General features: G+C 73.4%; 1 protein-coding gene and 2 pseudogenes. All 3 read right to left on the minus strand.

The features are described from left to right. Positions 1-218 (minus strand): annotated as a pseudogene (locus tag ACYVO2_RS37260) (ATP-binding protein); the annotation flags it as partial. After that, positions 199-606, minus strand: a complete 408-nt coding sequence (locus ACYVO2_RS37265) for a DUF742 domain-containing protein (RefSeq protein ID WP_461012563.1) — start codon at positions 604-606, stop codon at positions 199-201. The gene ACYVO2_RS37265 and the pseudogene ACYVO2_RS37260, both read right to left, overlap by 20 nt. Positions 607-679: 73 nt before the next feature. Then, a pseudogene (locus ACYVO2_RS37270) lies at positions 680-763 on the minus strand (roadblock/LC7 domain-containing protein); the annotation flags it as partial.

Genomic DNA, 763 nt, shown 5'->3' on the forward strand with positions numbered 1-763 from the left:
TCGGGTGCGTGGGTGAGGTCGTCGATGCCGGCGGAGGCGGACGTCATGACGGCCTCGGTGCGCAGCGGGTTGATCTCCGACACCGCGCCCACCAGCGTGGTCTTGCCCACGCCGAAGCCGCCCGCGACGACGATCTTCGCCGAGGTGGTGGATCGGCCGCTGCTCCCGTGAGGCACCGCACCCATCGACGCGTGCGGCCTAGAGCTTGCGAAGTCCACTGAGCACCCTTTCCAGCAGTGTCACGTCGGGCTGCCCGCCGGCTTCGCCGCCGCCGGGCTGGTGGATGGCGACCAGGCCCGCCTCGGCCAGGTCCGCGACGAGGATCCGGGCCACGCCGAGGGGGATCGCCAGCAGCGCGGAGATCTCCGCCACCGACTTGATCTCCTGGCACAGATGGCAGATCCGCTGGTGCTCGGGCAGCAGTCCCACCATGCGCGACGGGTCGGCCGTCGTGCTGACCAGCGCCTCGATCGCGAGCTGGTACCGGGGTCTGGTGCGGCCGCCGGTCATGGCGTACGGGCGCACCAGCGGCTGGTCGCCCTCACCCCCGTACGGCGTGTGGTGCGCAGCGCCGTACGGGCCGTGCGAGGCGGGTGGCGGGGTCATGGGTCCTCCGGGCGGGGCGGTTCAGCTCTGGGGGCCGGGCAGGGGGGACACGGCCGGGGCGGCGGCCGCTGCGTCAGTGCAGCAGGCTGCCTTGGAGTTCGGCGCGCAGGTCGGGGGTGAGGACGCCTCCGGCCCGGTCGACGAGGAGGGCCATCTC

It is taken from the genome of Streptomyces capparidis (genome assembly GCF_054782095.1).